This window comes from Pseudoalteromonas phenolica (assembly GCF_005886345.1).
In the GTDB taxonomy this organism is placed as follows: Bacteria; Pseudomonadota; Gammaproteobacteria; order Enterobacterales; family Alteromonadaceae; genus Pseudoalteromonas; species Pseudoalteromonas phenolica_A.
On the sequence record NZ_PNEC01000004.1, the window covers coordinates 1 to 24,630 of the forward strand.

Sequence of the window (24,630 nt, forward strand, 5' to 3'; positions counted from 1 at the left end):
TGCAAGACCTGACCCCGTTATTTTCTTATTTTGACTTAATATTTTTATGCTGGAAAATAAATAATTCTTATAAATACATGGAACCTGAATTGTCAAAATCATGAAAAAGGCTTACTAATCAAAATCGTTAACCTTTGTGATATTGCACAATGCAATACAAGACCTGACCCTGTTAGTTTTTATTTCTTCGTATTTTGAAAAAAACCAAGCCGAACGCGGGTCCGTAGAAACCAGCTACTAATGCAAGAAGAATTAGCTGCCCAGTAACAGTACCTTCATATGATGAACTAGAATAAATAAAGTATGGTATGGCTTGGTAAATAGACAATGAAGCAAGTGAAGTAATGCCAAACCATAAATTATCTTTTAGATCGAAAAGTAAATATAAAACAACAAAGAAGCAATATGCCAATAGCATAGAAACATCACCATATCCATAAATTATGGTCAGTTTAGCTCGATCTAATAATAGATAAAGAAACAACACTTGGTAAATTCTAATAATATAAATCATTTATAACTTCCTAATGAATTCTTCGCGGAACATGCTAACTCACAAATATAATGTGCAGTAGAGACATTCCAAGTAGCCGATGCAAAATTTACTGTAAACTCAACAGGGGCTGGAACTAAATTAGTTTCGCTCACACACAGCTCCGATTATCTTCGTTGTCCCATCTAAAGTTGTATGAACAACTGTTTTTAGTTCGCTTGGAATTTCTCGCCCAAGAAATAAACTCATTGTACACACAGTAACTGCGCCAACTGGACATGCACTAACTGGACGCCCCCAAACATGCTCTTGAATTGCTCCATTAAGAGTTTGTTCTATTTTACTATTCCCTCTTAACACCATCGTAGTTTGTTTACCGTCTACACCTTTCTTAACAAACTTATTTGCATTTTTTCTAAATTCTCCAACCTCGTCCTCTGATTATTAAACAAATTCGCCATTGCCGCTGTCATGGCAGCATTGCCAAATTTACCACCAGTTGCTTTCGAGATCGTTCCGCCTAATATACTCGCAACTATAGCTTCGGCAGGATTATATCCACCAACATCAAAACCACCGATACCTTCAAAGTGAGGAGTTAAACCTTTTGTTAAACCAGCACTAAAGAACCCATGCCCAAACTTTCCACCTTGGACTTTTGATATCACTCCACCAGCTAATGCATGAGAGACAATATGGCGGAACCCATTTTTAACCCCAGCATCAAAAAAACCACCTGTGGTTTTAGTAAATTGTCCACCTATTTTCTGAAATACTTGTGCTGACGCATAGGAAATCGCTGCTGATGTAAGTGCTGCTTTTGCGCTTCCTGTTACAGCGTATGTTTGTGCACCATTATAAATCGCAAGACATGCAGCAGCACCTTGGCAGGCTATTCCTATGCCAATTTGTACGGCAGCATTTAGTAAAGGGACTTTTGCTATTGCCCTTAACACACTAGTGTATAAGCATTTTTTGTACATTTCACTTAATTACACGAAAACACTACTTATCAAATGTATTTGATCAAATTGGTGAAGATTTTCAGTTAAACGCTTGTCTACGGGCTATTTCGGCAAGTCACGCTATAACTCTGAAGTAGCCAGACTTTTTAGTCTTTCTCATCAGTTTTTAGTAATGAACACCTGAGCTATTGATAAGGCGGTTTTCTCTTCTCTTTAAAATTATTGAGCACTTATTAATTGCTATAGCAACGTGATTATGGGACCAATGGATGACCCCATTAATTTGCTTTACAGTTTTAAGCGATCAATGCGTTTTTGCATCCGGTTTGCTCGAGTAAGATTAACTTCGCTGTTTTTTAATGTTATTAAAATCTCTCTTTGTGCTGTATTGAGTGCATTGTCAGCAGAGGTTTTTATATGCGGTTGAACGCCTACACCCTCCCAGTTGGTCTTAGTAACAGGGTTAATTGAGCGGCCATTTGGAATAAACCCTTCAAAATGATTTGTCAGCTTTATTACTTCACCAGGATGCGCTCCGCCACCTGTTACTTCGCCAATGATTGTAGCTCTGTTCAGATGTTTTAAGGTATATGCTAAATCTTCTGCAGCTGAAAACGTATCTTTGCTGGTTAAAATATACAATGGACGCTGTTGCCCGTAATGATTGCCTGTTACATTAACCGTCGTGAAGCGCTCTTCGGTGCGGTTTTCATTTCGATAATAGATGTTACTTGTATTTGTGCGCTCATTTAATAAGTAACTCGCAATTAAGTCTACCATAGCTGGCTCGCCACCTCGGCTTTCTCTTAAATCGATTATTAGAGCATCGGTATAGCGCAATAGGTTCATTGTTGACGCAAGTTGTGGCCCGCCTTTTTCTATATCTGAAAACAGTATTAAATTAACGTAGCCAATATTAAACGGTAGCCGCTGAACTTGTTCAAATCCATAATTAAGAGAACGCATAAATGCATCTTTTTGCTTTGAAAATTGAGCCTTAGACTCAGGTGTATCTTCAGGTATTTCAAATGGGCTAAAGGTTACATGTAAGTGCTTATCAGCGGTTATTTCAGCTAACCATTGGTTAACTGTATTTACCAATGCGTCACAGTTTTTAACTTCGTTAAGTGCTTTTTGGGCCTTAGGGCTTTGCATATGTTTTTTAAAAGCATTGGCTTTTTTAGGAAAAATATATTCACTTACCAATTTTTTATGCAGCGCATCAAGTACTTCTTTTTGCACATTTTCAGAAGCACAATTTAATACTAATTCATCTTGACCTTTAACTGTTTTTGCAAAGCCGTTAAAAGCCATGGAGGACAATAATAATGCAGGGAATAGTAACTTCCCTGCCGGTTTGTTGCTTTTTATGTGTTCCATAATATTTACCTTTTTTTATAGCTGTTGATGTGCTTTTTTTATCCGTGAGAGAAATGATTTTTTTTCTAGGGCCTGAATTGCCTCTTCTGCCAAAACAGTTAATGGCGTCTGTAATTCATTGTCCAAAGTTTCTGCTGCAATGGCTGTTGCTTGCCAACATCTTTCGAGTTGTAACATCATTGCACTGCCTTGCTTTGAGAGGCTTATTTGCTTCTGTCGGCTATCTTTTTTGTTCACCGAAATTGTTACAAGCCCTTTTTTCGCCATTGCTTGGATTGTTTGTGTCGCTGCTGGTTGTGTAATTCCTGCTTCTTTTGCAAGTTCGCTCACTGAGATAACTTCTATTTTTGCAAGGGTGCGCATAATAGGTGTGAACCGCGGTTTGTAGTCAAGACCAAAGTCACTATAGACTTGTTCTACTGAGCCATCTAACAGCTCTATAAGATGGCGAAGTGTGGTGCCCAATGTTCGTTTCATATTGTACTGATATCATAATGTATAAGTGCTTATGTAAAATAATATATAAGCGCTTATGTAAAGTGGTAAGTTTTAAATTGTTACAAAATATTAATGGATAATGAGTTTGATCTGGTCATAATGCCATAGTTTAAGTTTTGTGGAAGTTATAAGGTAATAAGAAAATAGGGTGTTGAGTGATAAACAGTTTTAAAATAATACGCCTTGTTCAGGGCGTTTTTTTAGTTTTGAAACTTGTTAATCTTAAAATTGCTATAAAAGTAAGGTTGTTTATAGTTTTACTTATTAATTCATATTAGTTTTTAGTCATTTCTTAGTCCCAAAAATCTTTTCACTCGGCTTCGCAGTTCAAAAATATTCCATTCATTCTTATATTAATTTGTCAGCCTTGTGCCAAGCGAATGTAATCGCTGCACTCACAGTCTTTAATTTTTGTCTGAGTTACAGTTAGATGCAGTCTCAGCAGTTTTTAAAATAATTCATTTCACCTTGCGCAAAAGTAACCTTGCTTCGCAAGATTTATTTTGCACCATTATACTGGTACGATGAGTTTTTTATTCTAAAACAAATAACCATAAAAAGGCTACATCATGCAGGGATTTTTTGAGAAGTTCGCAATCACCACTAAGGTAAAGGTGGTGTGGGGTGAAATGGATGCGTTGGGGCATGTGAACAATGTGTCGTATTTCCGCTATTTTGAAACCGCGCGGATCGACTTTTTACAACAAACTGGGTTGTTATCTGTTTTATCTGAGCCGACACATAGCCCAGTGTTACGCGACACTTATGCGCAATATAAGCGCCCAGTGACTTTTCCCGATACCTTGTACATTGGTTCATACATCACCGATATTAAAGAAGATCGTTTTACTATGCGTTATGAAGCGTTTAGCGAGTCGCAACAAGCAATCTGTACAACGGGCTATGCGAATGTGGTGATGTTTAATATGAAAACCGGACAAAAGTCGCCAATTCCTGAGAATATGCTGGCCATACTTAAGCAGTATGAGATGGATGTTGCTCAGTAGGTTTTGTTGGTGGAGGAAGGGGTTACTTATTGAGCTTTGCTCATTAGGTATCCTTGTTCCCATCTCTTCAGACTGAGTAGCTTCGCTTTGGATTCAGTAGATTTGAAAATAGCGCAGTTCCGATTGAGTAGAGAATGTACTCGCTGCGCTTGCAGTCATAAACCCTTTGCACCTACTAGCTAGATGCAGGTTCAGCAGTTTTTAAAATAGCTCATTTCGCAGTTCAAAAATATTCCATATATTTTTGTGGTCACTAGTCGGCTTTACCAATTATTAAAATTGCTTATTTCACATTGCGCAAAGAGAATGTACTCGCTGCGCTCGCAGTCATAAACCCTTTACACCTTCAAAGTGTATTTTGCACTATATTCCACCGTATTTAGTCGAGGGAATGTTGCCTTTACGATATGATCTTGGCACCAAGAAGTTAGTTATATTTTTAATGTCAAAATTAACCGCGAAGCAGAACATAAAAAGCATTGTGACTGCGATTAAAGCCGAAGAGCAATCTCTTCGAGTCCGTTTTCCTATTCTTAACCAGCAAAATAGCATTGCGATGACAATTATGTTGCTGTCACTGTTTTCACTCATTGGCGTTGGTATGCTGTATTACATTGCACTTATTCCTGCGTGGTTATGTATTATTTTAGCGGCTTTAATCACGTCTATTTCCCATGAGTTAGAACATGATCTAATTCACAAACAGTATTTTAGTAATCGACCGTTTATACATAATTTTATGATGTTGACGGTATGGCTGATGCGACCGAATACGGTTAATCCTTGGTATCGTAGACAAATTCACCTACACCATCACAAAGTGTCTGGCACTGAGCAAGATTTAGAAGAGCGCTTAGTCGGTAATGGCATTCAGTCGCCATTTTTAAGAGCAGTGGTGATTGTCGATGGATTGCTCGGTTTACTGATTAACTCCAAGCGTTTTAGCAAAGAGATTAAAGGCTTTAAGTTCCTACAGGTGTTTAATGCCGGTTTTCCGATCACCTCGGCTTACTTTGCGACCTTATATGGCGTAATTGCTTATCATGTAGTGCAATTTATTCAGCCGTTCAAAGTGCCTCTTTGGGGAGCGGATATATTAGCAGTGGCTGAGTTTTTAATGGTAGTACTGATTGTGCCAAACATGATCCGCTCAACGTCGCTGAACTTTGTGACTTCTTCAATGCATTACTACGGTGGCGTGACTAACTTGTTAGAGCAAACGCATGTGATTAGCAGCCGCTGGTTTTTGCCTTTTCAGCTGTTCTGTTTTGATTTTGGCCGAACGCATACTATTCATCACTTTGTACCGAATCAGCCTTTTTATATTCGCCAGTTAATTAGCAAGAAAGTACAGCCGATTATGGCTGAGCATGGTGTGCGCTTTAATGATTTGCAGAGCTTAAAGCATGCGAATCGATATTTTGAGAAAGGGTAAGGTTGGTTTGTTGGCGCAGGGTTACATCGCGCAGAAATGCATAGTGCTAAAAAGCTGCATTTCAGACACTCGTCACCCTGAATTTATTTCAGGGTCTAATTCGAGTTTATAGATCCTGACCTTCGTCAGGATGACAGGTTTTGTATTTGCGTAAGGGTCAAAAAGCGCGACATAAAGTAGGCGCCTACAGTGGGGGTAAAGGTTTAGCTTGTAGGCGCTGGTTGACCCCGCGCAAAAGTAAATCAGCTTCACTGGTGTTGGCTGTATCAATTTTTATAGTTGCTTATTTCAGCTTGCGCAAAATAACCTTGCTTAGATTGAGAAGAGCTCAACGGTTGCTAAACTTGCTTGTTTCACCTTGCGCAAAGAGAATGTGCTCGCTTCGCTCTCTGTCATTAACCCTCTGCACGATTTAATGCACGATGATTGGTAGGTCATTTACCACTAAAGATTGGCCGTTTTGTTTGGCGCGGATAAAGCTTGAGATTAAAACATCATTAGACAAAGTGTTTATGTCGGCAACTTCTTCAACCATACAGAAAGAAATAGAATCCCAGCCTAAATTTTTAATGAAAGTTTCATGCTTATTGATGTTGTCTTGATAGTTTTCATCTGTGGTTAGTAAGCCTATTGAATGTTTATTACCAAGTTTGTATTTACTGTTGTTGGCAGTTGCACATTTAGCATATCCGCTTAAGACATAAATTGTATTTTCGTTTTGATCCATTGTGATGTCATGCCTAAGTGAGTTTTCGGGTTTGTTGTGTATGCATTTTTTAAACCAAGCTAGGTAGCTTCTTTATATCTCCCTGTATTCCTTGAAAATAGGAGGCTTTTTAAATAAGTGAGAAGTTAGTTGAACTCTAAACGTCAATTTATTGTGATGTTAAATACAAGACGGCCTCACTTTTAATTTTGGGGTGAAGTGTAGTGTGGCGCATTTAAATTGGTCTCACTTGTAATTTATACAAGTACTTGTATAAATGTGATTGCTAATGAAAGAAAAATACTTTGAAAGCTTGGGAAATGAATATTTAGCCCACTTCTCACGTCGGTTATCAGATCTGATCATTGAGCAGGCCAGTGTGATTTTGCAAGAAGCGCAACTCGTTACACCTACAACCGCTATCTCTAGCATACTATTTTTAGCCAATGAGAAAGACGTGACGGTTGCTGCTTTGGCTGATGCGTTAGGTGTTAGCCACCAAATGGCAACGCAGCGCATAAACGCTTTAGAGAAATTAAAGTTATTGCAGCGTGTAGAAGATCAAGAAGATAAGCGGGCGAAGAAAATCGTTTTAACAGAGCTAGGGAAGCAAGAAGCCGCTTTGCTTACACCGCTTACTCAACAGTTAAAAAGTGCCTTTGACAGTTTAGAAGCTGAACTGGATTGCAGTTTAACCAAAGTGATCCGCAGCGCAGAGCTTGCGCTTGTTGCAAACCCCTTAAAATCCCGGTTAGCAGGCGAGTAGCTTAAGTATTGGTTACATATAAATGTACGATAAAATCTAATAAGGCGGCAGCATGATACCCAACATTATTCAGAGAATTAAAACTACAGTACTGGTTTGTTTATTTTCAATGCTTACATTAGGTTGTATTAGTAAAAGCATTGTTAACTTACAAACAGGCAACCCTTTTGCTGAGCACACATGGTCAAATAAAGCCGATAAAATTGAGGTACCTTTTACTTGGTATGATGGACACATCATTATTGAGACTTCGATAAATGGTCAGGCTGGTTTGAAATTAGCTTTGGACTCAGGTGCATCGGCGACAGTGCTATTTGAGACCCTAAGAAGCAAAAGTATGTCACTAAACGTTGATACCACTCTCGATTTACCTGGAAGTACAGTGAACTTAATCAATGATGCAAAGGTATCAGTATCAGGTATCACCATTGAAAATCTGACGATTGTACATGTCCCCTTAGAGCAGTCGCCCTTGTTTAACAGTTTTGAAGAGGCTTATTTTGATGGTGCAATTGGTTACGATGTACTTAAGCAGTATGTGACAAAAATAGACTATCAAAATCAAAAAGTGATTTTTTATAAAAAGCATGACCTCGAAAAACTGTCGAGTGATTTGCTAGTTTTACCAATCATGATCAAAGGCAATATTCCTTATATTGAGGCGTCACTGAAAAATAATGATGATCAAAAAGAGAGTCAGTTTTTTGTGCTAGATACAGGTGCTCCAGATTATATTTATATTAATAGTCAGTTGGTGGAGAATGTAAGTTTTCCGGAAAAGCATTTCTTAGGAAACATGAAGCACTTCGAAGGGGCGAGTCAAATAAAGACAGGCCGACTTCCTTATTTTGAGTTCGCCAATACAGAATTTTCAGATGTGACTTCTCATGATGTAGGGCATTTTTCAGACGACTATGGGGTGGGGCTGTTAGGCAGTGGTTTATTGCGTAAATATGATGTGATCTTTGACTATCAATCTGAAAAAATCGCATTTAGGAAAGCAAAAAAAACAACGTTAACAACACCGATAGATCGCAGTGGCTTAAACATGGAGCCTCATATTCACGGTGGTGTGGTGATTGATGTTGCTAGTCGCTCAGGCGCGAGCAAATTATCATTATTACCGGGTGATATTATTACTCATATTAACCGTAGTGCCGTTACAGAACATAATTTTGATCAGCTACGAGCTTTATTCTCCAGCGAGTTGGTTAAGTTGCCAATATGCTGGCAGCGCGCGGGTTCAAAGCAGTGTGGTGAGCTGGTGCTCTCTTCAAGGTTGTAAGTAATTTAAGTCTATTCAGTAAGTTCATCTAAAAAGCCGAGTTGTATTTTTAAAAATATTTTAAAACCTCGGCTTTTAATAAAGAGGTGCAGCTGCTTTACCAGTGGCGTTTATAACTTCTGCGCGAACTAAAGCGTTTTCGGCCAGTGAAATCTGCTTCATTAAAAAAGCCAATCATTGTAAATAAGGCCACCCATAGTACCCATAAATAATCAGGCGCAGTAAATAAATTAATAAGTGTTAGAACAATAAGCATAGGTAAATGTCTTAAGCTGTATTCAACAAAATGTTTGATGATGTTCATGGTGCTGTCCTTTAATGAGCTGATGTGATTATTGTGGCAAATAAGGTGCGAGAGAGCAGTTGCCAATTGTCATCAATTCATGCTGACAATTGTCACATCTATAAAAGAGAGCACTGTACGTTGCTTATCATTGTGCTAGATAAAGGTGATGTGTTGATAATTTGAGCATCTATGGTTAATGTTGTCTTGCTCATTGGAGCAAATAAACTAAATAAGGAAATCAAAAATGAAACTTAATCTAAACAAGAAGAAGCTGAAAACGTTATCAAAAGACTCGGTTCGCATTCCATCTGATGCAACTAAGCAAGTTGCTGGTGGTTGGGTATCTCGTGATGTTTGGTGCTCTTACCAAAATTGTACTACACGTTTATGCTAAATTAGAAGTGGAAGAATAAGTTTCAAAGTGAACTTAACTTTAAGTTCACTTTGTTTGTAGCTGAGTCTCTAAATATTCATAAATATTAAAGCTTTCTTTTAAGTTACTATTACTTTTTTCGAGCTTTCCAAGTGCCACCATATTGATACGTTTCAGTATGCAGTTTCTTAATTTGTAGCAAGCATGGTCCGCAAACAAATTGCCACGCCACATTACCATCAAATCGGCACCGATACATTACACTTTTAGCTTGTTGGCATTGCCCACAAAGTTTATGGCGGATACGCATAATAGTTAGATCTTAATTTATGCTTCAATACGATGCTGTCGATAATCAGATCAAAACCTACCTTAATCAGTATAGAATAGTTGGACCTGATTTAGTTAAATTGCTATATTCTCGAACGTTAACAGTCGCTGCATATTTTATAAAAATATTTAGGGGGCAGTTATCAAATATCAACATAGGGCTACGTTTTAAATGTGGTTATATCTAAGTGCATCACCTACAAATACAAACATTAAGACTATGGAACGTATGAAAAAAATCTTTTTTTTGATTAGCCTACTTACATTCTCAGTGACTTCTCATGCTGAATATGACCGTTATTGGCTAGAATTGAGCACTAGTTTAGTGGAAGGAAGTACATTTAAACTCAAAGCTAGAGATGGTAATACGGGGTGGTCTCTTATTCATTCTAGGTATACAGAAGATAAATTTTTGGGTCCTGCAGACTATAACAGAGCAACTTTAAAAAAACTTGATACTGAGTATAGAGTGTATGGTGTATCAAAGTTTATCTCTGCACCTTTTAATTGGGGTTATGCTGAAGTAGGTCTTGGTTTGGGTTATGGCAATGGGTCATGGTCAGAAAACTGCACGGATTATGAAAAAAGTTGGTTTGGTACCTCTCAAAAATGTGACTTAAAAGAAGGTGGAACTTTTGGTTTCCCTTTTCATGCTTCAGCCACAGTGGGTAGATATATTGGTATTGGTGTGAATGTAGACGTATTTTTATCGTTGGAAAGAGGTACGGTTTCTCAGTTTGGCATTGTGATTCCTTTTGGGCTATTTACTAAGTAACACTGAACAATCATAGGTTAGTGTGGTCATGATTTTTCGTTATAATACGTTATATTCTTAGAGTTAATTTTAAGTCGTAGATCGAGATAATATGGCCAGTACGACGCATGTATTACACATTTTTTTGTTTGTTGTGATTGCTTACAGAGTTTGTGGCGTACTCTCATTTATTGATTTCAAAGTTTATTTTTTAATACGAACGTAAACCTGTGCGATCAAGGTACGAGTTAATGATGAACAGAAATTTATGGCTTGGAATTGTTTAGAGCTTAAGTATGTAACTCAAGTTTGACTACTAATAAGTGCTGAACATGTGGGTATTTAGGTTACTAACCTCATTATTTTACTATTGTTGATATCGCAAAAGCGATATCATTTCTGGAAATAAATAATCAATAATAAGGAAGTTTTGTGCGATACCTTTCAATTTTATTACTTTTTTACCCTTTGTTACTTACTCTAAAACTATGTTCCCTGAGGGAAACTTATTTTTAAAAGAAAGTAAATGTACGCCTAAAGAAAATCAAAATGATATCGTTCTTGAGCAATTTTATCTAAACATACCTAAGCTCTATAACGAGCAAGCGATTATAGAAAATTTAAAAAGTACTTTGGTTTACAAAGGGAACAAAGTAGCAAAAAATTATGAACAAGGAATAAGAGTTAAAAGTTTTGAAGTTAAATATTCACCTAAACAAATGTTTCCAAGTTCAGCCAGTTTAACGCTTGAAGAAGTTGAATCTTGTACTTCTACTGCTCTATTGACCCAAGCAACCATAGATAAACTCATAGTTACCTCTAGTAACCGAGATGAAATTTTTCCTGAAGCACCTGAATTTCTGAAAGTTACTGACAATTTAATAACTAAAGACAGTGCATTGGGTTCAAAGCTAGGGTCTAGTTATAGTGAGATGCAACAGCGCTATGGTCGATTTACTGTATATATTCCTATTAACGAGACCTATTTTTTAACGTTGTTAGGCCGTAAACATGCTTTCCTATTTAAGAATGACACATTTATTGGATATCAATATTCTAACAATTTAATTCCTACCTCATTAGGGAATATGTTGGAGTTTGTAGGTACGCCGGATGCTATGGTTAATAGCGGAGCAACATATAGTTTAAATAATTTTGCTCGCCTAACCGAAAAAGATATTAAAGACCTTGAAAGCACATTTAAAGTGTTTGATTTTACTAAATTGTCTTACTCAAATAGTGGCGCTACTCATTCATTGGATGGTTTAACAATAGGGGATTGGCCAAAAAATCTTGGTGTACCAAGTAACAACCCATGTTATCAATTTGATAGCGATTTAGGTGAGTTTATTAAGAATAACAAAAGTAAAATGACTAAATTGGTTGATAAAAATAGGAAGGCTAGCTATCTGACAGGGTGTATGCAGCAACTTAGTTTAGGTAGTTATGAAGTTAACTTATTAGAGCAATGGACACTTTCTAGAGCAAAGCTGCTTGTTAAAGATTCAACTTTGGCCCTTTTTACGCCATGGACATTTTTCAAAATTAAGGAAGGAGATTCGCTTCACTCACTAAGGCTCTTAAATAGAAATGCTGTTGAAGTTATAGATGGAGAAACAACAGGCTTTACCTATAAGGGCTGGAAGGCCGAGTTTCTTACTTACGAAGATGCAATTTATTCAGGTAATCTAATTAAGCAGTAAGATGAGTTAGGATTTAAAAGGGGCATATTCAATAGTCCCTTTTTGTTTTTAAATATTACTTAAACTGAAGACAGGAAAAAAAGAGAGCTTTTAGATACTGATTTCATTATCTCGACTATTTGAATACACAGAGCACAGATACAGTATTTCAATTTAAACTCTAAAATTCTGGGTGGTGCAACAGCTATTGCTGCAGGCAATTTCATGCCAGCAACTAGTCAAGCAATACTAGTCGTGAAGTCAGAGCTTAATTTCATGGTTATATATAACAGTAGGTCTATAGAAGAAATTCTCGGCGGTTCAGTTGGCTTCTTAAAATTTATATCGATACCTCATAATATGCTGCGTATTCATGTATTATTACCCTCATTAAAAGTGCAACAATTTAGCAGTGAGTATAGGTAGTATGGCCAGTACAGCGCACGCTTTACATATTCTGGTAAAGCACAAAGAGCAAGCAGAAGACATTCTTAAACAGTTAAAAAAAGGCGCTAAGTTCCAAACCTTAGCCAAAAAACACTCAACTTGCCCAACAGGCAAAAAAGGCGGTGACTTAGGTGAGTTCAGGCGCGGAACTATGGTGCCGCAGTTTGATAAAGTCTGCTTTTCTTGTGAAGTATTAACGCCACAGTTGGTTAAAACTAAGTTTGGTTGGCACGTGATCAAAGTGCTTTATCGTACCTAATCAGTCAGCGGAGTTAAACTCCGCTAACTGATTTCATTTTCTCATCTTGATACTGATTTAAGTAAGTTTACTAAGTATGAGCTTTTGCCACATGTGTTCATTGCTTGCTTTGAAGACTCCGAAGTGGCCAATTGATTTTCTATTAAACTCACAGGGCTTAAAAATCTCTATTTTTGAATGGGCTAGGGTGAAGCGTTCTACTAAATCGTAAATGGTTTTTTTAGGTGAAAACCCGTAATCATCACTAAAACCAATCGCTTCTATTTGGCCTTTATAACTTGCGTAGAAATGCTCCCCAAGACTGTTATCTCCAAATAGGTAGTTTTTATTTAAGCTCCACTTCCTCCAATCTTTAGCGATACCTTTTGGTAGTGCATGACCAAGGCCAAACTGATCTGGTACATAGCCAATGGTTTTATATAAAAACGGAAAAAGAACACACCATGCAAATAACATCTTAGGCTGGTGGATTGTTGGATATAAATGCCAAGCGCACGTGCCTGAGCAAATCAAAATGACCTTTTTAATCTGCTTTATACGAGGACACAAGCCAATTAAATGACCGCCTGCGCTATGACCTATTAGTGTGATGTTGTGCCAATCAGTCCATTGTTTTTCGACGATTTTATCTAGAGGTGCAGTTAAGTCTATTTGCCCCCACTCTCTTAACTTTGCACGGTCATTTTTAATATTTTTTTGGCTTGATAACCCTATACCTCTTGGGTCCCAGGTTATGACAGTAAACCCATGTTTCGTTAGGTACGTCGGCAAAGGTTCATAAAAAGATTGTTTGACGCCTAACGCTGAGTTAATCACTACGAGCTTTTTATTATTTATGTTATTTGGGTTGTATTTAACGGCAGTAAGCTTTTGATCATTAGTACAAGTAATTGTGAAATTTGTTTTCATATTAGCGCCTTTATTTTTATCATAAACCGTAGAGTGCACTCCATGGTCAAGAGGGGTTATGAGAATTAAGGCAATATGTTTAAAAACAGGTCTAAGTAAAGATACGGTTCGTTTTTATGAAAAGTTGGGGTTATTAACGAACGTAGAGAAAGGCTTAAATGGATATAAAAATTATACTGATACCCATGTTGAGCAACTAAGTTTGATCAAGCATGCAAAAGGGCTTGGCTTTACGCTTGAAGAAATCAAGCAATTGGCCGCTTTATTATTCTCAAGGCAACTGACTATGTCTGAAATGAGTAGTTTCTTAAAGCTAAAAGAACAAGAAATTGATAATAAAATTAAACAGTTGTATGAATTTAAAGTACACATCAGAGAGACGTTAGAGGGAAGTTGTGAGTATAGAGCACAGCTAAAGAAATTATCCGGAAAGTGAAGGAATAAGCTCGCGATTGTAGGAATTGATTGTTTCATGAACGCAAAAGTAATGTTGAAAAATAAATTGGTGTTGAATTACATCCATGTAGCCTGAGAATATCTTGGCACTTTTTAAAACGGCTAAATTCACCTTGCGCAAAACTAATCTTGCTCCGCAAGGTGTATTTTGCACGATTTGGCCTCACGCTCAACGCTAGTCTTGCTGCACGCACTGTAAATGAAAAGTTTAAGAGCAGTGCTGAATTACATCCATGTAGCTACGCCCATAGGGTATCCATACCCTCACCTCCTCGCGCTGCGAAACTTCGTTTCGGTCGCTCGTCGCCCTTGCGCAAAATAACCTTGCTTCGCAACGTATATTTTGCACTTTTAAACCTTTCCTTCACGGGTTGCGTCTTATTGGTTAAGACAGGTGATTAAGAGAAAGGAAATACCATGAATTTATTTAAACCAACTTTAGCATTAGCGCTTTGTGCACTGACTTCTGCCAGTGTATTTGCCCATAACGGTCAACGTTACACTGAAACTGTGGAGAAGACTTTCTCTGCAGATACAGACACGCAATTACAAATCGAAAATACCAACGGCAAAGTAGAAATTGAAGCATGGAGCAAGGATGAGGTACATATAACCGCAACTATCTACAGTAAAGACAAGGAAGGTAGGGAAAGGGTTGAGGTTGAGCTTTCACAAAGAGGCAATACCATTGATATCGAAACTCACTTTGCTAGGCAGTTTGGCTGGAATAATAGCGGTTATGCCAAGGTTGATTATTTCATTAATGCGCCTGCACACATTGAATTAGATGATGTGGAACTAAATAATGGTTCGCTATCTATCAAAGGAGTAACGGGAGCTGTTAACGCTTCTTTAAATAATGGCAGCCTAGTGGCGACAGGGCTTGCTGGCAACACCCGTATTGAAAGTAATAACGGCTCTGTGAAGTTATCTTATGCTGATAACCTATCTGAACTTTCTGACGTTGAGGTTGAGTCACGAAATGGTTCAATCACTGTTTATTTCCCTGATTCGATTGATGCCAGTATTAAAGCACGATCGAATAATGGCTCAATCAGCAATAATTTTGGTTTAGAGGTAGATAAAAGTCGTTCGAATCGTAAAACGCTATCAGGTGAAATTGGCTCAGGTAAAACAAAAGTAAGCCTATCGAGCAATAATGGCTCAATTCGTATTAAAAACCTGTAATTGTTATTTAAGAAAAAATAACCCCGCATGTTCTTCGTAATTTAGAGCATGTGGGAACAGGTTAAATCAAAATGCCCCTTACGCTCTGAGTGTAAGGGGCATTGTTATGAGGTTTGATTGAATACGTTAATTACAGCTTTTTAATCACAATTTCAGCATCAGTCACAATGCCTTTGTCCGCGACATCTAGGTTGATCTGCATTTGTGTATTTTGGCCGATGAATCTTTCAAACTCTTCAGGCATTTCTTCACCAGCAATTTCTGCAGCTTTAATTAAGCTTTTAAAGAACTTATTACTATCAATAGAAAATGCCATAAAGCCATTTGCTTCAACTGTTTGCTCAGTCAGGCTATTAGCAAATTTTTCACCCAGTTCACCGGTATATAAAGCAAGGTGTTGACCTTTAAGTGCTAGATAAAGTGAAGCGTTGAGCTCTAAACCAGGTGGCAGGTATTCATTCATTTCAATGGCTGACCCATCTTCAGGTAAAGTCAGACTAGCAAACTGAGGCGCGAAGCTTTTCGCAATGTTAAATAGCGCTTCGACATCATCGGCAGATACTGTTAGTAGTAAATCTAACGACTTAAAATCTGGCATGCCAGGATTTTCAGCATGCTCAATAATGTCCATGTCTAATACGCTAAGGCTCATACCTTTCAAAGAGCCAAGCATACCGGTCATCATGGCTAATGCTGCTGGATTAGCGTCTTTACTTTGTGCTTGTGCAGCCACTAATGGCTGACAAGAAAACTCAGCTGAAGCAAAGCGTGCCCAAACAGTATTGACCATAGGCGATATTTGCGAAGCATCTACACCGTAAGCCAGCGATACCATTGCACTACCAATGTTTTTTGTATGTGCAGGTAAGAAGCCTCGAGTTTTACTAATGGCATCAAGCACTTTGTTGTCATTCGATGCAAACACAGTTGACACTTTTACATCTGCATACTGGCTAGTAATATCGATGCTTTGTGTGCCTGAGACGATGGCTGGCCAGTTACTGGCCATATCAGAAAAGTCTTTTTGACATTCAGGGTTTCTAACCATGTTTAATGCATCTTGATTCCCAGATAAGGCTAACAGGCTATCAAGCATTTTTGTGGTATTACTTTGTGGATCTTTTGCGGTAATCGCATCAACCAGTAAAGTTGTGTCTAGGTAACCCACAGAGTGGCCATCTAGCTGATAGTCTTGAATGTATTGCTCAATTCGGCCCGTTTGGCTAAGTGCTTTTGTAGGTTGCGTGGCAGCAAGCGCAATTTTTAAATCATTTTCAGTATTAAATGGGGTATCAGCGGTAACCGTAACCCAGTTTCCTTTTGTAGATACCACCAGATCGAGGACTTTCTCACTGCCTTGTTCAATAACGAAACGTGTAACAGGTAGACCTTCAAGCTGAGATGTCTCATAGCGAATCCCTGCATTGTCAGCCGCGCTTTTTACCGTTTGTAAAAAGGTGTCAACATTGGCCAGTTGTGCGCGAGCAACGGGTAAAAGACCTACAGAGTAACCAATTAATTTAAACTCATTATCGGCGCCCCAAGTGTTAGCAAAGTCAGCTGACGAGTTAAGACTGTTTGAGTAAGCTTTGAAAAGGTTGATAAAAAACAACTCATTACTTGAAGGAGAACCTTGTTCCATTACTTTAAGTAATTCATCAACTTGGTGGGTATTTTTAAACGCAGAGGGCAATACATCTAAGTATTTCAGATATGGAAAGCCTTCTAGCTGTGACCAAAAAAATACCGTGTCAGCAGGCACGTAATCGAGCTGGGGTAAAGATGTGTATGACTCATTTTGATTAGAGACGAGGTAAGCGCCAGAGGCAACCGCTGCGCCAGTAACGGTTGCTAAAAGTAGTTTTTTCATATTCTTACTCCATAAGAATTATTATTATCCAAGTCCTATTTAGAGTAACAGGGTTTTCAGTCACTAAGTAGTAAAAATATAAAGTTACATAGATTTTTTGCTGCTAAGATTTTCTCTTTTTAAAGGGAAAACCTTTCAGTTAAAAACTTTGCAACGCCATCTTCGTTATGATGACCAATCACAGCCGTAGCGGCTTGTTTATTTTCAATATTGGCATTCTCTGGTGCGTAACATTCGTCTGCAATTTCGAACATACTTAAATCGTTGTCACCATCACCAAAACAAATGATTGATTCAATATTGAGCAATTCTTTTAATTTAGCGATTGCAGTACCTTTGGTGGCTTTTGCATGATGAACATCTATCCAGCGGTACGCCTCATGCTCTATGGCTTGCCCAGAATAAGCGATTAAATGGTTGAGTTTTTCAATGGTGTTGTGGGCAGAAATAATTTCGTCACGGGGGCCAATCATACTGATATTGGTAATTTGAAATTCGTGATTTAGTCTAGCTAAAGGCAACATGCGCGTTTTTGCTGATAACCCAAATTGCTCAAGTAATGCTTGTTCAAATTGGTTTTTATATTCGCCGTGAAAAACAATGCGTTCTCCTTGGTCGTTAAGTGCATTAACAAATGGGTGTGCAGAGTTCGATGCCATAATTTCAGTGGCTGCTAGGGTTTCATCAAGACCTAAACAATTATCAAAGCTAAAGCGCTGCTGTGTCGGACACCAAGTAACAACACCATTGGTATAAACTTGTGGCAAAGAAAAAGTATGACCTTTAATGATGTCTTCTGCAGATAAAAAACTTCTGCCTGTGGCAATGGTATAGTGAATGCCTCTCTTGTCCATTTCGCGAAGGGTTTTAAGCGTAAATGGAGACAGTTGTGAGTGTTTGTTGAGTAAAGTTCTATCAAGATCAAATACGACGAGTTGTTTTATTTCTTGCTGGGTATGTATATTCAAGCTGAGGATCCTAGGTTGAAATATCAAAGAACATATTCTGTGTTGATATAAGTTTCTACATGTAAAAGCCTAACATAGATCATTGCTAGGTGAATGAAGTCACTGTCTAATAGCAACAGTTAAAAGTATCTCTAAAGATTATGACAGAGCTTTTACTTAGTTTTAGTTATCAATTCATCACACTGGGTAGCTTGTCACGAATAAAATCGGCTAATGCTTTAATGTGGGCGGGAACACCGAGTCTTGATGGCATCACTAAACTTAAATTCGCTGCTTGTGTTAGATATTCAGGCAATACACGAACAAGCTCTCCGCTTTTAAGTTCTGACTTACAGACATAATTTGGCAGTGAGGTAACACCAAGCCCTGCAACGGCTGCGCGTTTGAGTGTGCTCATATCTTCAGAGCAAAGTTTGGCTATCACCGTTTGTGATGTGTTTTGGCCTTTATCATCAATGAGTCTAATGGTGTTCGCTTGATTAAACCGACCGACCTTTAAGAAGTTGAGGTGAGCCAAGTCGGTAGCATCCCTTAATGGTGTCATTTTTTCTAACAGAGCGGGAGAGGCGAATAATGGCCAGTCGACTCGCGCAATAGAACGTTGGATCAAGCTTGAGTCGGGTAGGTCGGTGCTGTGGCCTCGAATTGCTAAGTCGACGCCTTCTGCGATCAGGTTGGTCATGCTGTTTGAAACGCGCTGCTCTATTTGTACCTGCGGATGTTGCTCGGCGAACTCAGTCAATAACTCCCCCAGAGCATATTGAGCAACCCCCGTGGAGCAGCTGATCACAGCTTTGCCAGAGAATTCTCCTTGGGCATTCTTCATGGCAGATTCAGCCAGCTCCATGGCATCTACGAGCTTGCGAGCATATTCATAGAATTGCTGACCTTCTTGTGTCACCGCGACATGTCGAGAAGTGCGTTGCAGCAGTCTAACACCAAGGCGGGCTTCAAGCTGTGCGACATGTCTGCTCAACCGAGATTTTGGCATTTGCAGTGCGGCAGCCGCAGCCGTGTAACCTTGCTTTTCTACGACGTGCACGAAGTAGTAATAGTCATTGAGATCTAGTTTCATGAACAACTTGAGCTGTTCTAAATATGGAACGATGAGTTCGATTATTGTCTGTTTTTGTGCCAATTCCAAGTTGTTATAGTTATTTCAACGCAAATAATTCAACAGGAAATAGCAAAATGACGACTTATGAAAACAAAAATGAAACAATTGATTTCTCACCTGTGATAGGTAACCCACTTAATATTGGCGAAGGCTTTACCGGTTTAGGTTTTCGCCATAAACAATTTAACGGTGTGATGGACCCCTTGATCATGGCGGATCATTATACGATGACAATACCGACCTTTGGCGCACATCCGCATGCTGGCATCTCAGCGGTATCTGTACTGTTTGAAGACTCTGAGGGAAAGTTCAATAACCGTGATTCGTTGGGTAATGACTTTGATATTGAAGCGGGTGATTTATATTGGCTCAATGCCGGTAGCGGCGCAATTCATGATGAAGCGCCAAGACCGGGCGCTAAAATTCATGGATTACAGGTTTTTGTAAATCTACCTGCCAAGCTAAAACATGCTGCACCAAGTTCATTACATATAAAACGAGGAGACATGCCAACTCTTGAAGGGCTAGGTTATAGAGTTCGTTTGGTATTAGGAGAAAGTAATGGTCACTCTTCACAAGACAGTGCCGTTTGGCCTGTGACTATTTTAGATGGTTATGCTGATAACCAAGCCCAGTTTATTCATCAAGTACAAAGTGGATTTAATACATGGTTATATGCCGTTGAGGGTGATATTGAGTATCAGTTAGGTGGTTATTGGGCAAGCTTAAAGCAAGGGTCATCAATTGCACTCACTTTTGAGCAGTTACAACAATTAACTGTGAGAGGTACAGCGTCTAAACAAAGTCACTTTGTGGTGATGTCGGGTGAGCCAATCAAAGAATCCTTTGTTCAACAAGGTCCATTTGCTATGACAACGCAACAAGAAATTGATGATGTTGTGGTTAAGTATGAAGCGGGTGAGTTGGGTAGTATTGTTTAGCTCATTCGTTACAAAGGGGAGTTTACTCCCCTTGTGCCATTACTAAACAACTGAGTATATGAATTTAGAAATACCCTATACTCGGTGAGCCACCTTTGTCACAAAAAAACATAGTTTCTAGTACGAGTTTCTGAAACTGTAGGTATAGAAATGACATTCACGTAAGTTATTCAAGGGCGCTTTAAACCGTGAGAGTCTTTAATTGATATTGGCTAATGGGTCAATATTCACTAACCATCATTTAAAAGATATTTCATGCTTTTGATAAATTTTTAATAAAGGCAGTGAGTTAGAAGTGCGGTTGTTCGCCACTTCAAACTCATGATGTTTTGTCTGGTTTTTCACTAACCTTTGCCACTATCGGCTCTTAATAAAAGGAATGCCATAAAGGGCTTGGGCAAACAGAGCGAATGCCAATGTTATAAATATAAAAGCGAAGAGCACGGTAGCATTTTTCTTTCCCATAAGATTACTAAGCTTGTTGCCAAGCTTTGCTTTATCTAGCCACATGCCTATTAGGGGGAGGAGTTGCATCATGTGGGTGGCAACAAAATGTGCAGGCTTATAATCACCAGTTACTTTAGACCAACCTAAATATGGAATAACCGAAGCTTCAAGTGTCAGTTTTTGCTTAATATAAGTGGGATCAGTTGACATAAAGCCTGCAAAAATGAGCGTCAGCACCGAGCCGGCAATTAAGCCGATAATTGCTCCATACCTGAGCCCTGAATGATCTTTATAACCATATCGCCAGATCATAATGCCAACTAAAAATGAAATTAAAACTAGGAAAAATGCACCTATGCCCATTAATCCATACAGGGCATTTTCTATTGGAGTTTCAAAGTTGAAATGCGAGCGTCTGCCTTTTGCGGCTTGAATAATAATATAGCTGAGCTCAAACCACAGTGACATAACAGCTGCATAAGCCACCCATTTTATACGTTTAGCTTCGCGCATTTTTGGTATTACTAATTTCATTAGCAGACTTAAAGTCAAAAAATGCAGCATCAATGAAAATGCAAACCTTAAAGGCTTATGCCAGATAGGCATACCATCAAGCATACGTAGGTCAAGTAGGTTCGCACTGAGCAATATTGGTATTGTCACCAATGTAAAAACAGTGCAAAAAACAAATAAGCTTGTTGTTTTATCAATTTTTGTATTTAAATCTAATGCTTGATTTGAGCGAATATCCTGTAATAGTGGTAATGTTAATTTAAGCATGAATAGGACCCTTTGAAGTAACAAATAACGCGCGTATAAAGATAAATAGCCCTAGTCCTAAAGGGCCTAGCATGAAGGTTGCAAATAAGATAGGTGCTTGAAAAAGTCTAGACATGCCGATATCGTCCGCTTTTCTGGCTATCCAGGCGCCAATAAATAAATCAAATGCTAAAAAATGTAGCCACCCAGCAAGTAGTAAGCTGTCAGTTTCAAATAAGATTTGTACTGCTTTAAATGAGCTAAAGCCACCGGGCGCATTAAAAAAGTAAATGAGCATCAGTATTGCGTAAGTAAAACTTAGCAACAGAGGAATGATGTATTGTGGAATGCTATTGAGTAATTTTAACTTTCTAGGGAAAAAAATGAGTATTACCCAGCCGAGCATGGCTAATTGTGAGCTGAATGAAAAAAGCGCTTCTACTGAAATTGCACCGTTAAATAAGTAACCTTCCATAACTGTATCCAATTAATTGTTATAAACACCTCAACATTGAAGCCATATTTTTATAGGCAGGCGTCCGAAGCGGATAAGTTAGACGTCCAGCTAGAACGAGTCGGACTTTAAAGTCAGCAAGTCTTTGTTTCTATTGAAGAGATTTTTTGAATTGAGTGGGTGTCTGACCAACAAAAAGTTTAAATACAGCATTAAATGTACTTTTAGATGAAAAACCTGAATCAAAAGCAAGGTCGAGTATTTTACTATTGCCTTGTTGCTTTAATTTCTCGAGCACTAGCTCTATGCGGTATTGATTTATGTAATTATAAAAGTTCTTTCCTGCCTCCTGATTAAGTACTTCTGAAAGATGATGAGTACTTATGCCCAGCGCATTTGCTAAGTCATTCAAGGTTAAATTTGGATTCAGGAAAGGTTTTTGTTCTTTCATATAATTATTGGTTAGTTCCAATAAATTTGCGCGGGTTTCGAGGTCGAGCGCGTATGAAGTTTGTTTAGTATTCTGAATTATATCAATTTTGTTTTGAGCCAGTTCTTCGCCTCTTTTCTCTGACGGTAATACTCTAAATAATGTTGGGTTTCGCCACTGTGCGATGGCAACGCTATAAATGAACAATACTATTAAGGCATCAGCCCAATTAGAGTAAGCTTTCACATTACTATACTCGGCGAAAAGTTTTAAGCTCCAAATTGATAATGTAAAAAGCAAACAAGTCCATAGCCAGCGGAATATATCAGGGTCAAAGTTAGTAAGATTATCTTGAGCCGTGACTTGAATACGATAAATATACCAAGCACTGTAAGAGTTAAATGCGATTGCTTGAACAAACATCAGCGTGATGCCTATATTCACATTTAAAGGTGTGTCAATTTGGCCATTTAAATATTGGGTCACCATGAGATGCGAAGGTTCAGTTAGCCAGTCCAAATTAATTAAGTAGCAAAGAGCAAAGGGGATAAAGTACAAACTCGCATGCCAAGTGAGTGGTTTATCACTAAGGGCATGACGATAATATAAGAAATTAAGTGCGCCGAACGAGGCAGGAACAAAAAGCACCCAATTTTTAAGTTGATATAAAAAAGTGTCTTGAGTCGCATTGAATGCAAAGGGAATTAAAAAGCATAATGCTAAGAGCAGGCACGTAATACCTAATAGTTTGTTAGGTGTGTTACTGGTTTTATCAATACAAAGTAGAGTCGCAAGAATTAAACCTTGGATCCCACCAATGGCAAATAATATTTGAATTAAATTATCCACAATGCACAAATAATCAATAAGTTTGTAGGCTATTTTTAAAATATACCCTACAAAATCGTATTGAATAAGTAGGTTAAGCTCGTTTTAGTATATTTAGTTATTAAAAGGGGGAGTTCCCCCTTTAAAAGTGATTTCTAAGTAATATTGGAGAAATTAGAAATATACAATGCGCGGTGAGCCGTCTTCATTCTCACAGCGGTAGTAAGCAGCCTGAGCAGAACGCGAGTTGTAATGTTCTTCAGACCAAGCGAGTTTTCCACCTTTTTCACAAAATACATAAGTTGCAGTGCGAGCTTCTGAAACTGGCGACATAGAAGCGACAAATAAGGTTGTTAGTGCGACTAAAGTTGTTTTAATCATTTTGATTTCCTTTCATTTATTAATATAAGTTTTGAGTGCTTTTTAAGCACTCTAGGCTGACATTATAGAATGTTACTTATTTGTAAATGTTTATTTTCTTTATTGGGTGCTTGGTTTGCTGATGAGGTATTGAAGCCTCTTGAATGTCGATGAGTTTAGAAGCTTCATTAATGAAGGGGAAGTAAGGGTGTTTGCTTAATCTAACACCCTAGTTTAATGATTAGTCTACCAAGCAATAAATACGTGTAAGCAGGTCTTGCGGCGCTACTTCTCGCAGATCGTTTAAGTACTCTTCAAACGGCGGAAAGTCTTTTAATTGATATTGACTATTCGGTAAATATTCACCAAACAACCAGTCATAAGGTTTTTCAAGTTCAGGGTAATCTCCCTTAAATAGCAAAGACACAGAGTTAGAAGCGGGAATGTTCATGACTTCAAATTCATGCTCTTTTGGCAGGGCAGTTAAATCAACCGTAATACAGGCTTTTGACCTTAACTCGTCTGCTTTAACGGTTTTAGGGTCATCGTAGTAAATACCAAAAAATCGTGTTTTATCGTTGATTAAGTCTAGTTTGCCAGTCATCATTGAAAGCTTCTCAAATGCTTGGCCTATTTGCATATAGTCACCGCTATGATCAATGGTGATTAAAGAAAGCGCGGGTATTGTTTGTTGTTCAACTTGGAACATGGTTTTGTATTCCTTATCTGATTTTGGATAAAGCACGGTCACTTGCTTATCAGCTCTTGCTGCACGATATTGGTTTGGTGTTTCTTGATAGTGTTTACTAAACGCTCGGTTAAAGGCTTCAACACTGCCATAGCCAACCTGTTTTGCAATTTGCTGTTGAGACAAGTCACTACGTACTAGATATGCCGCTGCTTTTAATAACCGCATTCTTCTTACCGTGACATTGATGGTCTCTCCAGCAAATTCACGGTATATCCGATGAAAATGATAACTAGACATACAGGCCACATCAGCAAGTGCATTGACATCCAGCTCGCCATCCACATATTCATAGATGTAGTCGATAACTCTAAGCAGGCGTTGCTCATACTGATTTTTGGTAACAAGTTTATGGTTCATGGTTCACTCAAAATCTAAGTTAAGGTGATTATTCAGCGACATTGATAAGGTAATGCAAAGCCGTTTGATAATGTTTGCTAACTTTTTGTATTTATTATGGGTAACATAAATTTAGGGAGTTTTAAACTA

Annotated in this window: 25 protein-coding genes; 11 read left to right on the forward strand and 14 right to left on the reverse strand. The window is 38.3% G+C overall.

Annotated features, from left to right (window positions below):
* Nucleotides 1-873: 873 nt before the first annotated feature.
* From CWB72_RS02100 to CWB72_RS02110, 3 genes are all read right to left on the reverse strand, one after another.
* Nucleotides 874-1,476: a hypothetical protein gene (locus CWB72_RS02100; RefSeq protein ID WP_138628890.1), complete on the reverse strand. Its 603-nt coding sequence runs from the start codon at nt 1,474-1,476 to the stop codon at nt 874-876.
* Nucleotides 1,477-1,746: 270 nt separating this feature from the next.
* Nucleotides 1,747-2,838, reverse strand: a complete 1,092-nt coding sequence (locus tag CWB72_RS02105) for a S41 family peptidase (RefSeq protein WP_138628892.1) — start codon at nt 2,836-2,838, stop codon at nt 1,747-1,749.
* Between the two features lie 15 nt (nt 2,839-2,853).
* On the reverse strand, nt 2,854-3,315 hold the full coding sequence (locus tag CWB72_RS02110; protein WP_138628894.1) for a MarR family winged helix-turn-helix transcriptional regulator: 462 nt from the start codon (nt 3,313-3,315) through the stop codon (nt 2,854-2,856).
* 590 nt (nt 3,316-3,905) lie between these two features.
* Between CWB72_RS02110 and CWB72_RS02115 the strand changes: the two genes are divergently transcribed.
* Together CWB72_RS02115 and CWB72_RS02120 are read left to right on the forward strand one after the other, a co-directional pair.
* Nucleotides 3,906-4,343 (forward strand): acyl-CoA thioesterase, encoded by a 438-nt coding sequence (locus CWB72_RS02115; RefSeq protein WP_138628896.1) that lies wholly within the window; start codon nt 3,906-3,908, stop codon nt 4,341-4,343.
* 442 nt (nt 4,344-4,785) lie between these two features.
* Nucleotides 4,786-5,778, forward strand: a complete 993-nt coding sequence (locus CWB72_RS02120) for a fatty acid desaturase (RefSeq protein WP_138628898.1) — start codon at nt 4,786-4,788, stop codon at nt 5,776-5,778.
* 412 nt (nt 5,779-6,190) lie between these two features.
* On the opposite strand, the gene CWB72_RS02125 is transcribed toward CWB72_RS02120, so the two are convergent.
* Entirely contained in the window at nt 6,191-6,505 is a 315-nt protein-coding gene (locus CWB72_RS02125) for a hypothetical protein (protein ID WP_138568705.1), read from the reverse strand.
* A 268-nt stretch (nt 6,506-6,773) separates the two neighbouring features.
* Here CWB72_RS02125 and CWB72_RS02130 point away from each other — a divergent pair, with 268 nt between their 5' ends.
* Together CWB72_RS02130 and CWB72_RS02135 are read left to right on the forward strand one after the other, a co-directional pair.
* Entirely contained in the window at nt 6,774-7,250 is a 477-nt protein-coding gene (locus CWB72_RS02130; RefSeq protein WP_130255258.1) for a MarR family winged helix-turn-helix transcriptional regulator, read from the forward strand.
* 52 nt (nt 7,251-7,302) lie between these two features.
* Nucleotides 7,303-8,535 (forward strand): aspartyl protease family protein, encoded by a 1,233-nt coding sequence (locus tag CWB72_RS02135; RefSeq protein WP_138628900.1) that lies wholly within the window; start codon nt 7,303-7,305, stop codon nt 8,533-8,535.
* 97 nt (nt 8,536-8,632) lie between these two features.
* On the opposite strand, the gene CWB72_RS02140 is transcribed toward CWB72_RS02135, so the two are convergent.
* A complete protein-coding gene (locus CWB72_RS02140; RefSeq protein ID WP_138628902.1) occupies nt 8,633-8,839 on the reverse strand; it encodes an XRE family transcriptional regulator in 207 nt (68 codons plus the stop codon).
* A gap of 226 nt (nt 8,840-9,065) precedes the next feature.
* On the opposite strand from CWB72_RS02140, the gene CWB72_RS20485 reads away from it, so the two are divergent.
* The 4 genes from CWB72_RS20485 to ppiC all read left to right on the forward strand — a co-directional run bounded on the left by CWB72_RS20485 (nt 9,066) and on the right by ppiC (nt 12,666).
* On the forward strand, nt 9,066-9,215 hold the full coding sequence (locus tag CWB72_RS20485; protein ID WP_165385534.1) for a hypothetical protein: 150 nt from the start codon (nt 9,066-9,068) through the stop codon (nt 9,213-9,215).
* 529 nt (nt 9,216-9,744) lie between these two features.
* A complete protein-coding gene (locus tag CWB72_RS02150) occupies nt 9,745-10,299 on the forward strand; it encodes a hypothetical protein (protein ID WP_212747865.1) in 555 nt (184 codons plus the stop codon).
* 467 nt (nt 10,300-10,766) lie between these two features.
* On the forward strand, nt 10,767-11,981 hold the full coding sequence (locus CWB72_RS02155; RefSeq protein ID WP_138628908.1) for a hypothetical protein: 1,215 nt from the start codon (nt 10,767-10,769) through the stop codon (nt 11,979-11,981).
* 406 nt (nt 11,982-12,387) lie between these two features.
* Complete coding sequence (ppiC, locus tag CWB72_RS02160) at nt 12,388-12,666, forward strand: peptidylprolyl isomerase PpiC (protein WP_138568714.1); 279 nt, start codon at nt 12,388-12,390, stop codon at nt 12,664-12,666.
* A gap of 57 nt (nt 12,667-12,723) precedes the next feature.
* Here the strand turns inward: ppiC and CWB72_RS02165 are convergent, their stop codons facing one another.
* On the reverse strand, nt 12,724-13,575 hold the full coding sequence (locus tag CWB72_RS02165; RefSeq protein ID WP_138628910.1) for an alpha/beta hydrolase family protein: 852 nt from the start codon (nt 13,573-13,575) through the stop codon (nt 12,724-12,726).
* A 58-nt stretch (nt 13,576-13,633) separates the two neighbouring features.
* On the opposite strand from CWB72_RS02165, the gene CWB72_RS02170 reads away from it, so the two are divergent.
* Both CWB72_RS02170 and CWB72_RS02175 read left to right on the forward strand, forming a co-directional pair.
* Nucleotides 13,634-14,011, forward strand: coding sequence for a MerR family transcriptional regulator (locus CWB72_RS02170; protein WP_138628912.1), 378 nt, complete (start codon nt 13,634-13,636; stop codon nt 14,009-14,011).
* Between the two features lie 437 nt (nt 14,012-14,448).
* The gene (locus CWB72_RS02175) at nt 14,449-15,219 is read left to right on the forward strand and encodes a DUF4097 family beta strand repeat-containing protein (RefSeq protein ID WP_138628914.1); all 771 of its coding nucleotides are present in this window, start codon (nt 14,449-14,451) and stop codon (nt 15,217-15,219) included.
* 130 nt (nt 15,220-15,349) lie between these two features.
* Here the strand turns inward: CWB72_RS02175 and CWB72_RS02180 are convergent, their stop codons facing one another.
* The 3 genes from CWB72_RS02180 to CWB72_RS02190 form a co-directional block, all read right to left on the reverse strand.
* Nucleotides 15,350-17,089, reverse strand: a complete 1,740-nt coding sequence (locus CWB72_RS02180) for a hypothetical protein (protein WP_138628916.1) — start codon at nt 17,087-17,089, stop codon at nt 15,350-15,352.
* A 119-nt stretch (nt 17,090-17,208) separates the two neighbouring features.
* Nucleotides 17,209-18,057, reverse strand: coding sequence for an HAD family hydrolase (locus tag CWB72_RS02185; protein WP_171037199.1), 849 nt, complete (start codon nt 18,055-18,057; stop codon nt 17,209-17,211).
* Between the two features lie 169 nt (nt 18,058-18,226).
* Complete coding sequence (locus tag CWB72_RS02190) at nt 18,227-19,132, reverse strand: LysR substrate-binding domain-containing protein (protein ID WP_138628920.1); 906 nt, start codon at nt 19,130-19,132, stop codon at nt 18,227-18,229.
* Between the two features lie 116 nt (nt 19,133-19,248).
* Here CWB72_RS02190 and CWB72_RS02195 point away from each other — a divergent pair, with 116 nt between their 5' ends.
* A complete protein-coding gene (locus CWB72_RS02195) occupies nt 19,249-20,115 on the forward strand; it encodes a pirin family protein (RefSeq protein WP_138628921.1) in 867 nt (288 codons plus the stop codon).
* 357 nt (nt 20,116-20,472) lie between these two features.
* Here the strand turns inward: CWB72_RS02195 and CWB72_RS02200 are convergent, their stop codons facing one another.
* From CWB72_RS02200 to CWB72_RS02220, 5 genes are all read right to left on the reverse strand, one after another.
* A complete protein-coding gene (locus CWB72_RS02200) occupies nt 20,473-21,096 on the reverse strand; it encodes a hypothetical protein (RefSeq protein ID WP_171037200.1) in 624 nt (207 codons plus the stop codon).
* A gap of 238 nt (nt 21,097-21,334) precedes the next feature.
* Nucleotides 21,335-21,796 carry an ABA4-like family protein gene (locus CWB72_RS02205; RefSeq protein WP_212747866.1) on the reverse strand — a complete coding sequence of 154 codons (462 nt, stop codon included), beginning with the start codon at nt 21,794-21,796 and terminating at the stop codon, nt 21,335-21,337.
* A 130-nt stretch (nt 21,797-21,926) separates the two neighbouring features.
* Nucleotides 21,927-23,054 carry a helix-turn-helix domain-containing protein gene (locus tag CWB72_RS02210; RefSeq protein ID WP_138628925.1) on the reverse strand — a complete coding sequence of 376 codons (1,128 nt, stop codon included), beginning with the start codon at nt 23,052-23,054 and terminating at the stop codon, nt 21,927-21,929.
* Between the two features lie 153 nt (nt 23,055-23,207).
* Complete coding sequence (locus CWB72_RS02215; RefSeq protein WP_138628927.1) at nt 23,208-23,414, reverse strand: hypothetical protein; 207 nt, start codon at nt 23,412-23,414, stop codon at nt 23,208-23,210.
* A gap of 220 nt (nt 23,415-23,634) precedes the next feature.
* Complete coding sequence (locus CWB72_RS02220; RefSeq protein ID WP_138628929.1) at nt 23,635-24,501, reverse strand: AraC family transcriptional regulator; 867 nt, start codon at nt 24,499-24,501, stop codon at nt 23,635-23,637.
* Nucleotides 24,502-24,630 lie beyond the last annotated feature (129 nt).

What these genes read in the sequence shown, in the direction of transcription:
- CWB72_RS02100 (WP_138628890.1), bottom strand. Translation starts at nt 1,476, where the DNA reads ATGTACAAAAAATGCTTATACACTAGTGTGTTAAGGGCAATAGCAAAA.
- CWB72_RS02105 (WP_138628892.1), bottom strand. Translation starts at nt 2,838, where the DNA reads ATGGAACACATAAAAAGCAACAAACCGGCAGGGAAGTTACTATTCCCT.
- CWB72_RS02110 (WP_138628894.1), bottom strand. Translation starts at nt 3,315, where the DNA reads ATGAAACGAACATTGGGCACCACACTTCGCCATCTTATAGAGCTGTTA.
- CWB72_RS02115 (WP_138628896.1), top strand. Translation starts at nt 3,906, where the DNA reads ATGCAGGGATTTTTTGAGAAGTTCGCAATCACCACTAAGGTAAAGGTG.
- CWB72_RS02120 (WP_138628898.1), top strand. Translation starts at nt 4,786, where the DNA reads ATGTCAAAATTAACCGCGAAGCAGAACATAAAAAGCATTGTGACTGCG.
- CWB72_RS02125 (WP_138568705.1), bottom strand. Translation starts at nt 6,505, where the DNA reads ATGGATCAAAACGAAAATACAATTTATGTCTTAAGCGGATATGCTAAA.
- CWB72_RS02130 (WP_130255258.1), top strand. Translation starts at nt 6,774, where the DNA reads ATGAAAGAAAAATACTTTGAAAGCTTGGGAAATGAATATTTAGCCCAC.
- CWB72_RS02135 (WP_138628900.1), top strand. Translation starts at nt 7,303, where the DNA reads ATGATACCCAACATTATTCAGAGAATTAAAACTACAGTACTGGTTTGT.
- CWB72_RS02140 (WP_138628902.1), bottom strand. Translation starts at nt 8,839, where the DNA reads ATGAACATCATCAAACATTTTGTTGAATACAGCTTAAGACATTTACCT.
- CWB72_RS20485 (WP_165385534.1), top strand. Translation starts at nt 9,066, where the DNA reads ATGAAACTTAATCTAAACAAGAAGAAGCTGAAAACGTTATCAAAAGAC.
- CWB72_RS02150 (WP_212747865.1), top strand. Translation starts at nt 9,745, where the DNA reads ATGGAACGTATGAAAAAAATCTTTTTTTTGATTAGCCTACTTACATTC.
- CWB72_RS02155 (WP_138628908.1), top strand. Translation starts at nt 10,767, where the DNA reads ATGTTCCCTGAGGGAAACTTATTTTTAAAAGAAAGTAAATGTACGCCT.
- ppiC (WP_138568714.1), top strand. Translation starts at nt 12,388, where the DNA reads ATGGCCAGTACAGCGCACGCTTTACATATTCTGGTAAAGCACAAAGAG.
- CWB72_RS02165 (WP_138628910.1), bottom strand. Translation starts at nt 13,575, where the DNA reads ATGAAAACAAATTTCACAATTACTTGTACTAATGATCAAAAGCTTACT.
- CWB72_RS02170 (WP_138628912.1), top strand. Translation starts at nt 13,634, where the DNA reads ATGAGAATTAAGGCAATATGTTTAAAAACAGGTCTAAGTAAAGATACG.
- CWB72_RS02175 (WP_138628914.1), top strand. Translation starts at nt 14,449, where the DNA reads ATGAATTTATTTAAACCAACTTTAGCATTAGCGCTTTGTGCACTGACT.
- CWB72_RS02180 (WP_138628916.1), bottom strand. Translation starts at nt 17,089, where the DNA reads ATGAAAAAACTACTTTTAGCAACCGTTACTGGCGCAGCGGTTGCCTCT.
- CWB72_RS02190 (WP_138628920.1), bottom strand. Translation starts at nt 19,132, where the DNA reads ATGAAACTAGATCTCAATGACTATTACTACTTCGTGCACGTCGTAGAA.
- CWB72_RS02195 (WP_138628921.1), top strand. Translation starts at nt 19,249, where the DNA reads ATGACGACTTATGAAAACAAAAATGAAACAATTGATTTCTCACCTGTG.
- CWB72_RS02200 (WP_171037200.1), bottom strand. Translation starts at nt 21,096, where the DNA reads ATGAAATTAGTAATACCAAAAATGCGCGAAGCTAAACGTATAAAATGG.
- CWB72_RS02205 (WP_212747866.1), bottom strand. Translation starts at nt 21,796, where the DNA reads ATGGAAGGTTACTTATTTAACGGTGCAATTTCAGTAGAAGCGCTTTTT.
- CWB72_RS02215 (WP_138628927.1), bottom strand. Translation starts at nt 23,414, where the DNA reads ATGATTAAAACAACTTTAGTCGCACTAACAACCTTATTTGTCGCTTCT.
- CWB72_RS02220 (WP_138628929.1), bottom strand. Translation starts at nt 24,501, where the DNA reads ATGAACCATAAACTTGTTACCAAAAATCAGTATGAGCAACGCCTGCTT.